This window comes from Streptomyces sp. G7(2002), from assembly GCF_028870195.1.
Taxonomy (GTDB): domain Bacteria; phylum Actinomycetota; class Actinomycetes; order Streptomycetales; family Streptomycetaceae; genus Streptomyces; species Streptomyces nigrescens.
Genome location: NZ_CP102609.1, coordinates 4,445,133 through 4,454,400, shown reverse-complemented (window position 1 = coordinate 4,454,400; position 9,268 = coordinate 4,445,133). Strand labels below are relative to the sequence as shown.

20 protein-coding genes are annotated in these 9,268 nt (G+C 65.7%); all 20 read left to right on the top strand.

The genetic code is table 11. The features are described from left to right. Positions 1-27 precede the first annotated feature (27 nt). On the top strand, positions 28-336 hold the full coding sequence (gene rpsJ / locus NUT86_RS18590; RefSeq protein WP_003948644.1) for a 30S ribosomal protein S10: 309 nt from the start codon (positions 28-30) through the stop codon (positions 334-336). Between the two features lie 14 nt (positions 337-350). After that, a complete protein-coding gene (rplC, locus tag NUT86_RS18585; protein ID WP_018090903.1) occupies positions 351-995 on the top strand; it encodes a 50S ribosomal protein L3 in 645 nt (214 codons plus the stop codon). Positions 996-1,003: 8 nt separating this feature from the next. Then, positions 1,004-1,654: a 50S ribosomal protein L4 gene (gene rplD / locus NUT86_RS18580; protein ID WP_018090902.1), complete on the top strand. Its 651-nt coding sequence runs from the start codon at positions 1,004-1,006 to the stop codon at positions 1,652-1,654. Further along, a complete protein-coding gene (gene rplW, locus NUT86_RS18575; RefSeq protein WP_018090901.1) occupies positions 1,654-1,977 on the top strand; it encodes a 50S ribosomal protein L23 in 324 nt (107 codons plus the stop codon). The genes rplD and rplW overlap by 1 nt, the downstream gene beginning before the upstream one ends. Positions 1,978-2,016: 39 nt before the next feature. After that, positions 2,017-2,853, top strand: a complete 837-nt coding sequence (gene rplB, locus NUT86_RS18570) for a 50S ribosomal protein L2 (RefSeq protein WP_018090900.1) — start codon at positions 2,017-2,019, stop codon at positions 2,851-2,853. A 12-nt stretch (positions 2,854-2,865) separates the two neighbouring features. Then, positions 2,866-3,147 (top strand): 30S ribosomal protein S19, encoded by a 282-nt coding sequence (gene rpsS / locus NUT86_RS18565; protein ID WP_018090899.1) that lies wholly within the window; start codon positions 2,866-2,868, stop codon positions 3,145-3,147. 44 nt (positions 3,148-3,191) lie between these two features. Next, complete coding sequence (rplV, locus tag NUT86_RS18560) at positions 3,192-3,539, top strand: 50S ribosomal protein L22 (protein ID WP_006604878.1); 348 nt, start codon at positions 3,192-3,194, stop codon at positions 3,537-3,539. Next, positions 3,539-4,366, top strand: coding sequence for a 30S ribosomal protein S3 (gene rpsC / locus NUT86_RS18555; RefSeq protein ID WP_018090897.1), 828 nt, complete (start codon positions 3,539-3,541; stop codon positions 4,364-4,366). Before rplV ends, rpsC begins: the two co-directional genes overlap by 1 nt. A gap of 5 nt (positions 4,367-4,371) precedes the next feature. After that, complete coding sequence (gene rplP / locus NUT86_RS18550) at positions 4,372-4,791, top strand: 50S ribosomal protein L16 (protein WP_006604880.1); 420 nt, start codon at positions 4,372-4,374, stop codon at positions 4,789-4,791. Continuing rightward, a complete protein-coding gene (gene rpmC / locus NUT86_RS18545; protein ID WP_018090896.1) occupies positions 4,791-5,015 on the top strand; it encodes a 50S ribosomal protein L29 in 225 nt (74 codons plus the stop codon). Before rplP ends, rpmC begins: the two co-directional genes overlap by 1 nt. Beyond that, on the top strand, positions 5,015-5,296 hold the full coding sequence (rpsQ, locus tag NUT86_RS18540; protein ID WP_006604882.1) for a 30S ribosomal protein S17: 282 nt from the start codon (positions 5,015-5,017) through the stop codon (positions 5,294-5,296). Before rpmC ends, rpsQ begins: the two co-directional genes overlap by 1 nt. 107 nt (positions 5,297-5,403) lie before the next feature. Further along, positions 5,404-5,772 (top strand): 50S ribosomal protein L14, encoded by a 369-nt coding sequence (gene rplN / locus NUT86_RS18535; RefSeq protein WP_003992364.1) that lies wholly within the window; start codon positions 5,404-5,406, stop codon positions 5,770-5,772. Positions 5,773-5,775: 3 nt separating this feature from the next. Continuing rightward, complete coding sequence (gene rplX / locus NUT86_RS18530) at positions 5,776-6,099, top strand: 50S ribosomal protein L24 (protein WP_006604883.1); 324 nt, start codon at positions 5,776-5,778, stop codon at positions 6,097-6,099. Next, a complete protein-coding gene (gene rplE, locus NUT86_RS18525) occupies positions 6,099-6,659 on the top strand; it encodes a 50S ribosomal protein L5 (RefSeq protein WP_018090895.1) in 561 nt (186 codons plus the stop codon). The genes rplX and rplE overlap by 1 nt, the downstream gene beginning before the upstream one ends. 5 nt (positions 6,660-6,664) lie before the next feature. Then, a complete protein-coding gene (locus NUT86_RS18520; protein ID WP_003956452.1) occupies positions 6,665-6,850 on the top strand; it encodes a type Z 30S ribosomal protein S14 in 186 nt (61 codons plus the stop codon). Between the two features lie 238 nt (positions 6,851-7,088). Then, a complete protein-coding gene (gene rpsH / locus NUT86_RS18515; protein ID WP_006604885.1) occupies positions 7,089-7,487 on the top strand; it encodes a 30S ribosomal protein S8 in 399 nt (132 codons plus the stop codon). A 22-nt stretch (positions 7,488-7,509) separates the two neighbouring features. Next, the gene (rplF, locus tag NUT86_RS18510; RefSeq protein ID WP_018090894.1) at positions 7,510-8,049 is read left to right on the top strand and encodes a 50S ribosomal protein L6; all 540 of its coding nucleotides are present in this window, start codon (positions 7,510-7,512) and stop codon (positions 8,047-8,049) included. A gap of 3 nt (positions 8,050-8,052) precedes the next feature. Beyond that, positions 8,053-8,436, top strand: a complete 384-nt coding sequence (gene rplR / locus NUT86_RS18505) for a 50S ribosomal protein L18 (RefSeq protein ID WP_018090893.1) — start codon at positions 8,053-8,055, stop codon at positions 8,434-8,436. Positions 8,437-8,482: 46 nt separating this feature from the next. Beyond that, entirely contained in the window at positions 8,483-9,085 is a 603-nt protein-coding gene (gene rpsE, locus NUT86_RS18500; RefSeq protein WP_006604888.1) for a 30S ribosomal protein S5, read from the top strand. Further along, the gene (rpmD, locus tag NUT86_RS18495) at positions 9,085-9,267 is read left to right on the top strand and encodes a 50S ribosomal protein L30 (RefSeq protein ID WP_006604889.1); all 183 of its coding nucleotides are present in this window, start codon (positions 9,085-9,087) and stop codon (positions 9,265-9,267) included. Before rpsE ends, rpmD begins: the two co-directional genes overlap by 1 nt. The last annotated feature ends 1 nt before the right edge of the window (position 9,268 follow it).

The window sequence follows — 9,268 nt, the reverse complement described above, 5'->3', positions numbered from 1 at the left end:
TACGAGAGACAGGACTACGAAGTAGCCATGGCGGGACAGAAGATCCGCATCCGGCTCAAGGCCTACGACCACGAGGTCATCGACTCCTCGGCGAAGAAGATCGTCGAGACGGTGACCCGCACTGGTGCGTCGGTCGCGGGCCCGGTGCCGCTGCCCACTGAAAAGAACGTGTACTGCGTCATCAAGTCGCCGCACAAGTACAAGGACTCGCGCGAGCACTTCGAGATGCGCACGCACAAGCGCCTGATCGACATCCTCGACCCGACGCCCAAGACCGTTGACTCGCTGATGCGCCTGGACCTTCCGGCCGGCGTTGACATCGAGATCAAGCTCTGAGAGGCGCGGAAGAGATGGCTAAGCAGATCAAGGGCATCCTGGGCGAGAAGCTCGGCATGACCCAGGTCTGGGACGAGAACAACCGTGTCGTCCCGGTCACTGTGGTCAAGGCCGGCCCCTGTGTCGTTACCCAGGTGCGCACCAATGACCAGGACGGCTACGACTCCGTCCAGATCGCCTTCGGCGAGATCGACCCGCGCAAGGTGAACAAGCCCCTCAAGGGCCACTTCGCGAAGGCCGACGTCACCCCCCGTCGTCACCTCGTCGAGGTCCGTACCACCGACGCCGGTGAGTACACCCTCGGCCAGGAGCTGACCGCTGAGACCTTCGAGTCCGGCGTCAAGGTGGATGTGACCGGCAAGAGCAAGGGCAAGGGCTTCGCCGGTGTCATGAAGCGTCACGGCTTCCATGGCGGCAAGGCCTCCCACGGTGCCCACCGTGTGCACCGTAAGCCTGGCTCCATCGGTGGCTGTGCCACCCCGGGCCGCGTGTTCAAGGGCATGCGGATGGCCGGCCGTATGGGCAATGAGCGGGTCACCACCCAGAACCTGACCGTCCACGCCGTTGACGCGGAGAAGGGTCTGCTGCTCATCAAGGGCGCAGTTCCTGGTCCGAACGGCGGCCTCGTCCTGGTCCGTACCGCGGCCAAGGGGGCCTGAGGTAACCGATGAGCACCATTGACATCCTTTCGCCGGCAGGCGACAAGGCCGGTACCGTCGAGCTCCCCACGGAGATCTTCGACGCCAAGGTCAGCGTTCCGCTGATCCACCAGGTCGTTGTCGCACAGCTGGCCGCGGCCCGTCAGGGCACGCACAAGACCAAGACTCGCGGCGAGGTCCGCGGCGGTGGCAAGAAGCCGTACCGCCAGAAGGGCACCGGCCGGGCGCGTCAGGGTTCGACCCGTGCGCCGCAGTTCGCCGGCGGTGGCATCGTCCACGGCCCCGTGCCGCGTGACTACAGCCAGCGGACCCCGAAGAAGATGAAGGTCGCCGCCCTGCGCGGTGCCCTCACCGACCGGGCCCGCAACAGCCGCATCCACGTCGTTTCCGGCGTGGTCGAGGGCGACATCTCCACCAAGGCCGCCAAGACTCTCCTCGGCAAGGTCAGCGAGCGCAAGAACGTGCTCCTGGTCGCCGAGCGCAGCGACGAGGCCGCGTGGCTGTCCGCCCGCAACCTGCCCCAGGTTCACATCCTGGAGCCGGGCCAGCTGAACACGTACGACGTGCTCGTCTCCGACGACGTGGTCTTCACCAAGGCCGCTTTCGAGTCCTTCGTGTCTGGCCCCAAGGCCGCTGAGACCGAAGGGAGCGACGCCTGATGAGTGAGGCCGTCGTCACCAGCAAGACCTTCTCGGACCCGCGTGACGTTCTCGTCAAGCCGGTTGTCTCGGAGAAGAGCTACGCGCTGCTGGACGAGAACAAGTACACGTTCATCGTCGCGCCCGGCGCGAACAAGACCCAGATCAAGCAGGCCGTCGAGGCGGTCTTCTCGGTCAAGGTCACCGGGGTCAACACGATCAACCGGCAGGGCAAGCGCAAGCGCACCCGCACCGGTTACGGCAAGCGCGCGAACACCAAGCGCGCCATCGTGACCCTCGCCGAGGGCGACCGTATCGACATCTTCGGCGGCCCGGTCTCCTAACGGAGTCCGAGTCGTCCGGAATCGGACGAGGACTGAGAAATGGGTATCCGCAAGTACAAGCCGACGACCCCGGGCCGTCGTGGCTCCAGCGTCGCCGACTTTGTCGAGATCACGCGGTCCACGCCGGAGAAGTCGCTGGTCCGCCCGCTGCACAGCAAGGGCGGCCGTAACAACGCCGGTCGTGTGACCGTTCGCCACCAGGGCGGTGGCCACAAGCGCGCCTACCGAGTGATCGACTTCCGTCGTCACGACAAGGACGGCGTGCCGGCCAAGGTCGCGCACATCGAGTACGACCCGAACCGCACCGCGCGCATCGCGCTGCTGCACTACGCAGACGGCGAGAAGCGCTACATCATCGCGCCCCGTGGCCTGGCCCAGGGTGCTCGGATTGAGAACGGCCCTGGCGCCGACATCAAGCCGGGCAACAACCTGCCGCTGCGTCACATCCCCGTGGGTACGACGATCCACGCGATCGAGCTCCGTCCGGGCGGCGGTGCGAAGTTCGCCCGCTCTGCCGGTGCCTCCGTGCAGCTGCTGGCGAAGGAGGGCCGCATGGCTCACCTTCGTATGCCGTCCGGTGAGATCCGCCTGGTCGACGTGCGCTGCCGCGCCACTGTCGGCGAGGTCGGCAACGCCGAGCAGTCGAACATCAACTGGGGTAAGGCCGGCCGTATGCGCTGGAAGGGCGTCCGCCCGACCGTGCGTGGTGTCGTGATGAACCCCGTCGACCACCCGCACGGTGGTGGTGAGGGCAAGACCTCCGGTGGTCGCCACCCGGTCTCGCCGTGGGGTCAGAAGGAGGGTCGTACTCGTTCGCCGAAGAAGGCGAGCAACAAGTACATCGTCCGCCGCCGCAAGACGAACAAGAAGCGCTAGGAGCGGGTTTAGATGCCGCGCAGTCTCAAGAAGGGGCCCTTCGTCGACGACCACCTTTCCAAGAAGGTGGATGTTCAGAACGATGCCGGCACCAAGAACGTCATCAAGACCTGGTCCCGCCGCTCCATGATCGTCCCGGCCATGCTCGGCCACACGATCGCGGTGCACGACGGCCGCAAGCACGTCCCGGTGTTCGTCACCGAGTCGATGGTCGGCCACAAGCTCGGCGAGTTTGCGCCGACCCGCACCTTCCGCGGCCACGAGAAGGACGACCGCAAGTCGCGTCGTCGCTGATCGACCGGAGTGCGAAGACTATGACTGACACCGAAGGGACAACCATGGAAGCCAGGGCCCAGGCGCGGTACATCCGCGTCACGCCCATGAAGGCCCGCCGCGTGGTGGACCTTATCCGTGGCATGGATGCCACGGAGGCTCAGGCGGTCCTGCGTTTCGCCCCGCAGGCCGCGAGCGTGCCGGTTGGCAAGGTGCTGGACAGCGCCATTGCCAACGCTGCACACAACTACGACCACACCGACGCCGGCAGCCTCGTCATTTCCGAGGCCTATGTCGACGAGGGCCCGACCCTGAAGCGGTTCCGTCCGCGTGCTCAGGGCCGTGCCTACCGGATCCGCAAGCGGACCAGCCACATCACCGTGGTCGTCAGCAGCAAGGAAGGAACCCGGTAATGGGCCAGAAGGTAAACCCGCACGGGTTCCGCCTCGGCGTGACGACGGACTTCAAGTCCCGCTGGTACGCCGACAAGCTGTACAAGGACTACGTCAAGGAAGACGTCGCCATTCGTCGCATGATGACGAAGGGCATGGAGCGCGCCGGTATCTCCAAGGTGGAGATCGAGCGCACCCGTGAGCGCGTCCGCGTTGACATCCACACCGCTCGTCCGGGCATCGTCATCGGCCGCCGCGGCGCCGAGGCCGACCGCATCCGCGGCGAGCTGGAGAAGCTGACCGGCAAGCAGGTCCAGCTGAACATCCTCGAGGTCAAGAACCCCGAGACCGATGCTCAGCTCGTGGCCCAGGCCGTCGCCGAGCAGCTCTCGTCCCGCGTCTCCTTCCGTCGCGCCATGCGTAAGAGCATGCAGTCGACGATGAAGGCCGGCGCCAAGGGCATCAAGATCCAGTGCGGTGGCCGTCTCGGCGGCGCCGAGATGTCCCGCTCGGAGTTCTACCGCGAGGGCCGTGTGCCCCTGCACACGCTCCGCGCGAACGTCGACTACGGCTTCTTCGAGGCCAAGACCACCTTCGGCCGCATCGGCGTGAAGGTCTGGATCTACAAGGGCGACGTCAAGAACATCGCCGAGGTGCGTGCCGAGAACGCTGCCGCCCGTGCGGGTAACCGCCCGGCCCGCGGTGGCGGCAACGACCGCCCGCGCCGCGGTGGCGAGCGTGGCGGCCGCGGTGGCCGCAAGCCGCAGCAGCAGACCGCCGCTGCCGAGGCCCCCAAGGCCGAGGCCGCTGCCGCTGCTCCGGCGGAGACCCCCGGAACGGAGGCCTGACCGACATGCTGATCCCTCGCAGGGTCAAGCACCGCAAGCAGCACCACCCGAAGCGCAGTGGTATGGCCAAGGGTGGCACCGAGCTGGCCTTCGGTGAGTACGGAATCCAGGCCGTGACCCCGGCCTACGTGACGAACCGGCAGATCGAGTCCGCTCGTATTGCCATGACCCGTCACATCAAGCGTGGCGGCAAGGTGTGGATCAACATCTACCCCGACCGTCCGCTGACGAAGAAGCCGGCCGAAACCCGCATGGGTTCCGGTAAGGGTTCTCCGGAGTGGTGGGTCGCGAACGTCAAGCCCGGTCGGGTGATGTTCGAGCTGTCCTTCCCGAACGAAAAGGTTGCCAAGGAGGCGCTGACCCGCGCCGCCCACAAGCTTCCGATGAAGTGCCGCATCGTGCGGCGCGAGGCAGGTGAGTCGTGATGGCGGCCGGTACCAAGGCGACCGAGCTGCGCGAGCTGAATGACGAGGACCTCGTCGGCAAGCTTCGTGAGGCCAAGGAGGAGCTGTTCAACCTCCGCTTCCAGGCGGCGACCGGACAGCTTGAGAACCACGGTCGGCTCAAGTCCGTCCGTAAGGACATCGCCCGGATCTACACCCTGATGCGTGAGCGCGAGCTGGGCATCGAGACGGTGGAGAGCGCCTGATGAGCGAGAAGAATGTGACTGAGACGAACGAGCGCGGTTTCCGCAAGACCCGTGAGGGCCTCGTCGTCAGCGACAAGATGGACAAGACCGTCGTCGTCGCTGTCGAGGACCGCGTCAAGCACGCGCTGTACGGCAAGGTCATCCGCCGTACGAACAAGCTCAAGGCGCACGACGAGCAGAACGCTGCCGGCGTCGGCGACCGCGTCCTCCTGATGGAGACCCGGCCGCTGTCCGCCACCAAGCGCTGGCGCATCGTCGAGATCCTCGAGAAGGCCAAGTAATCCCTCCTAGGGGGACCCCCTAGGAACAGTTCCGCCAGGCTCGGCAGGGGCTTCGTCTCGTACGAGGCGGCCCCTGCCGGGAACCGGCAGACACACAGGAGATAGACGTGATCCAGCAGGAGTCGCGACTTCGGGTCGCCGACAACACTGGTGCGAAGGAAATCCTTTGCATCCGTGTTCTCGGTGGTTCCGGTCGCCGCTACGCGGGCATCGGTGACGTCATCGTCGCCACCGTGAAGGATGCGATCCCCGGTGGCAACGTGAAGAAGGGTGACGTCATCAAGGCGGTCATCGTTCGGACCGTCAAGGAGCGCCGCCGTCCGGACGGCTCGTACATCCGCTTCGACGAGAACGCGGCCGTCATCCTCAAGAACGATGGCGACCCCCGCGGCACCCGCATCTTCGGCCCCGTGGGCCGGGAGCTGCGCGAGAAGAAGTTCATGAAGATCATCTCGCTCGCGCCGGAGGTGCTGTAACCGATGAAGATCAAGAAGGGCGACCTGGTCCAGGTCATCACCGGTAAGGACAAGGGCAAGCAGGGCAAGGTCATCCAGGCCTTCCCCCGCGAGGACCGTGTCCTGGTCGAGGGTGTCAACCGGGTCAAGAAGCACACCAAGGCCGGACAGACCGCTCGTGGTTCGAAGACCGGCGGCATCGTGACGACCGAGGCCCCTGTCCACGTCAGCAATGTTCAGCTGGTCGTGGAGAAGGACGGTAACAAGGTCGTCACCCGCGTCGGATACCGCTTCGACGACGAGGGCAACAAGATCCGCGTTGCCAAGCGGACCGGTGAGGACATCTGATGACTGCCACCACCAACGCGCCGCGTCTGAAGACGCGCTACCGCGAAGAGATCGCCGGGAAGCTGAAGGACGAGTTCTCCTACGAGAACGTCATGCAGATCCCCGGTCTGACCAAGATCGTGGTCAACATGGGTGTGGGCGACGCCGCCCGCGACTCCAAGCTGATCGAGGGTGCCATCAAGGACCTCACCACGATCACCGGCCAGAAGCCGGCCGTCACCAAGGCCCGTAAGTCCATCGCGCAGTTCAAGCTGCGTGAGGGCCAGCCGATCGGTGCCCACGTCACCCTCCGCGGTGACCGCATGTGGGAGTTCCTGGACCGCCTGCTGTCGCTCGCGCTGCCGCGCATCCGCGACTTCCGTGGTCTGTCCCCGAAGCAGTTCGACGGTCGGGGCAACTACACCTTCGGTCTCACCGAGCAGGTCATGTTCCACGAGATCGACCAGGACAAGATCGACCGTACCCGGGGTATGGACATCACCGTGGTCACCACGGCGACCAACGACGATGAGGGCCGCGCTCTCCTTCGTCACCTCGGCTTCCCGTTCAAGGAGGCGTGAGCGAGATGGCGAAGAAGGCTCTGATTGCCAAGGCTGCTCGCAAGCCGAAGTTCGGTGTGCGCGCGTACACCCGCTGCCAGCGCTGCGGCCGTCCGCACTCCGTCTACCGCAAGTTCGGCCTGTGCCGCGTGTGCCTTCGTGAGATGGCTCACCGTGGCGAGCTGCCGGGCGTGACCAAGAGCTCCTGGTAATCCCTTCATTGGGACGACCAGGGCTCTCGGTAAGCATTCGGTCGGCGGGCGTCCACTCCTCCTTTCCCGTAGGGTAGAGGGGTTTGGGCGCACCGCCGCCCGAGACCGACCGCGGGCCGTGCCCGCATAAAGTCGCTTACTACGCCGTAGGTCCCCGCGCCGCACCCGTCCCGACTCTGATCGGGGAGAGGGATGGCGCACATAGGAAACCCCGGCGAGAGAGGCCGAAGGCCAATTCATGACCATGACTGATCCCATCGCAGACATGCTGACCCGTCTGCGTAACGCGAACTCGGCGTACCACGACACCGTCGTGATGCCGCACAGCAAGATCAAGTCGCACATCGCGGAAATCCTCCAGCAGGAGGGTTACATCACCGGCTGGCGCGTCGAGGACGCCGAGGTTGGCAAGAACCTCGTCCTCGAGCTGAAGTTCGGCCCGAACCGCGAGCGCTCGATCGCCGGCATCAAGCGGATTTCGAAGCCGGGCCTGCGGGTCTACGCAAAGTCCACCAACCTGCCGAAGGTCCTCGGCGGCCTGGGCGTGGCGATCATCTCCACGTCCCACGGTCTCCTGACCGGTCAGCAGGCCAGCAAGAAGGGCGTGGGTGGGGAAGTCCTCGCCTACGTCTGGTAACCAGGGAACGGAGGAATAGCTAATGTCGCGTATTGGCAAGCTGCCCATCCAGGTTCCCGCTGGTGTGGACGTCACCATCGATGGCCGTACGGTCGCGGTGAAGGGCCCCAAGGGTTCCCTCGCGCACACCGTCGCGGCTCCCATCGAGGTCGCCAAGGGTGAGGACGGCGTTATCACCGTCTCGCGCCCGAACGACGAGCGTCAGAACAAGGCCCTGCACGGCCTGTCCCGCACGCTGGTGGCGAACATGATCACCGGCGTGACCCAGGGCTACAGCAAGGCGCTCGAGATCAGCGGTGTCGGTTACCGCGTCCAGGCGAAGGGCTCCAACCTGGAGTTCTCGCTGGGCTACAGCCACCCGATCCTGGTCGAGGCCCCCGAGGGCATCTCCTTCAAGGTCGAGTCGCCCACGAAGCTCAGCGTCGAGGGCATCGACAAGCAGAAGGTCGGCGAGGTGGCGGCGAACATCCGCAAGCTGCGCAAGCCTGACCCGTACAAGGCCAAGGGCGTCAAGTACGCCGGCGAGGTCATCCGCCGCAAGGTCGGAAAGGCTGGTAAGTAAGCCATGGCATACGGTGTGAAGATCGCTAAGGGTGACGCCTACAAGCGCGCCGCCGCTAAGCGTCGCCACATCCGCATCCGTAAGCGGATTTCGGGTACGCCGGAGCGTCCGCGTCTGGTGGTGACGCGGACCAACCGTGGCATCACGGCGCAGGTCATCGACGACATCGCGGGCCACACGCTGGCCTCCGCGTCGACCCTGGACGCTTCGATTCGTGGTGGCGAGGGCGACAAGAGCGCTCAGGCCAAGCAGGTCGGCTCCCTGGTCGCTGAGCGTGCCAAGGCCGCCGGTGTCGAGGCCGTCGTGTTCGACCGTGGTGGCAAGCAGTACGCCGGGCGGATTGCCGCTCTGGCCGACGCCGCCCGCGAAGCCGGGCTGAAGTTCTAAGCCCCGGTTCCGGAGCTAGCGGACGTAACAGAGAGAGGTAAATCCAATGGCTGGACCCCAGCGCCGCGGGAGCGGTGCCGGTGGCGGCGAGCGGCGGGACCGGAAGGGTCGCGACGGTGGCGCTGCCGCCGAGAAGACCGCATACGTTGAGCGCGTTGTCGCGATCAACCGTGTCGCCAAGGTTGTCAAGGGTGGCCGTCGCTTCAGCTTCACCGCGCTGGTCGTGGTGGGCGACGGTGACGGCACCGTAGGTGTCGGTTACGGCAAGGCCAAGGAAGTTCCGGCTGCCATCGCCAAGGGCGTGGAAGAGGCCAAGAAGAACTTCTTCAAGGTCCCCCGTATCCAGGGCACCATCCCTCACCCCATCCAGGGCGAGAAGGCTGCGGGCGTCGTCCTGCTCAAGCCGGCTTCCCCCGGTACCGGTGTGATCGCCGGTGGCCCCGTGCGTGCCGTTCTGGAGTGCGCGGGCATCCACGACGTACTGAGCAAGTCGCTCGGTTCGTCGAACCCGATCAACATCGTGCACGCCACGGTGACCGCGCTTCAGGGCCTGCAGCGCCCCGAGGAGATCGCGGCCCGTCGTGGCCTGCCGCTGGAGGACGTTGCTCCCGCCGCTCTGCTGCGGGCGCGTGCCGGGGTGACCGCGTAATGGCGCACCTCAAGATCACGCAGACGAAGTCCTACATCGGTAGCAAGCAGAACCACCGCGACACCCTTCGTTCGCTGGGCCTCAAGCGGCTCAACGACGTGGTTGTCAAGGAGGACCGCCCCGAGTTCCGCGGCATGGTGCACACCGTCCGCCACCTCGTGACGGTTGAGGAGGTCGACTGAC

Bases quoted from the DNA above. Each gene is read 5' to 3' on its own strand.
- rplF (WP_018090894.1), top strand. From the start codon at position 7,510: ATGTCGCGTATTGGCAAGCTGCCCATCCAGGTTCCCGCTGGTGTGGAC.
- rpsH (WP_006604885.1), top strand. From the start codon at position 7,089: ATGACCATGACTGATCCCATCGCAGACATGCTGACCCGTCTGCGTAAC.
- rplB (WP_018090900.1), top strand. From the start codon at position 2,017: ATGGGTATCCGCAAGTACAAGCCGACGACCCCGGGCCGTCGTGGCTCC.
- rplW (WP_018090901.1), top strand. From the start codon at position 1,654: ATGAGTGAGGCCGTCGTCACCAGCAAGACCTTCTCGGACCCGCGTGAC.
- rpsJ (WP_003948644.1), top strand. From the start codon at position 28: ATGGCGGGACAGAAGATCCGCATCCGGCTCAAGGCCTACGACCACGAG.
- rplX (WP_006604883.1), top strand. From the start codon at position 5,776: ATGAAGATCAAGAAGGGCGACCTGGTCCAGGTCATCACCGGTAAGGAC.
- rplV (WP_006604878.1), top strand. From the start codon at position 3,192: ATGGAAGCCAGGGCCCAGGCGCGGTACATCCGCGTCACGCCCATGAAG.
- rplP (WP_006604880.1), top strand. From the start codon at position 4,372: ATGCTGATCCCTCGCAGGGTCAAGCACCGCAAGCAGCACCACCCGAAG.
- rpmD (WP_006604889.1), top strand. From the start codon at position 9,085: ATGGCGCACCTCAAGATCACGCAGACGAAGTCCTACATCGGTAGCAAG.
- NUT86_RS18520 (WP_003956452.1), top strand. From the start codon at position 6,665: ATGGCGAAGAAGGCTCTGATTGCCAAGGCTGCTCGCAAGCCGAAGTTC.
- rplE (WP_018090895.1), top strand. From the start codon at position 6,099: ATGACTGCCACCACCAACGCGCCGCGTCTGAAGACGCGCTACCGCGAA.
- rpmC (WP_018090896.1), top strand. From the start codon at position 4,791: ATGGCGGCCGGTACCAAGGCGACCGAGCTGCGCGAGCTGAATGACGAG.
- rpsS (WP_018090899.1), top strand. From the start codon at position 2,866: ATGCCGCGCAGTCTCAAGAAGGGGCCCTTCGTCGACGACCACCTTTCC.
- rpsE (WP_006604888.1), top strand. From the start codon at position 8,483: ATGGCTGGACCCCAGCGCCGCGGGAGCGGTGCCGGTGGCGGCGAGCGG.
- rplC (WP_018090903.1), top strand. From the start codon at position 351: ATGGCTAAGCAGATCAAGGGCATCCTGGGCGAGAAGCTCGGCATGACC.
- rpsC (WP_018090897.1), top strand. From the start codon at position 3,539: ATGGGCCAGAAGGTAAACCCGCACGGGTTCCGCCTCGGCGTGACGACG.
- rplR (WP_018090893.1), top strand. From the start codon at position 8,053: ATGGCATACGGTGTGAAGATCGCTAAGGGTGACGCCTACAAGCGCGCC.
- rplD (WP_018090902.1), top strand. From the start codon at position 1,004: ATGAGCACCATTGACATCCTTTCGCCGGCAGGCGACAAGGCCGGTACC.
- rpsQ (WP_006604882.1), top strand. From the start codon at position 5,015: ATGAGCGAGAAGAATGTGACTGAGACGAACGAGCGCGGTTTCCGCAAG.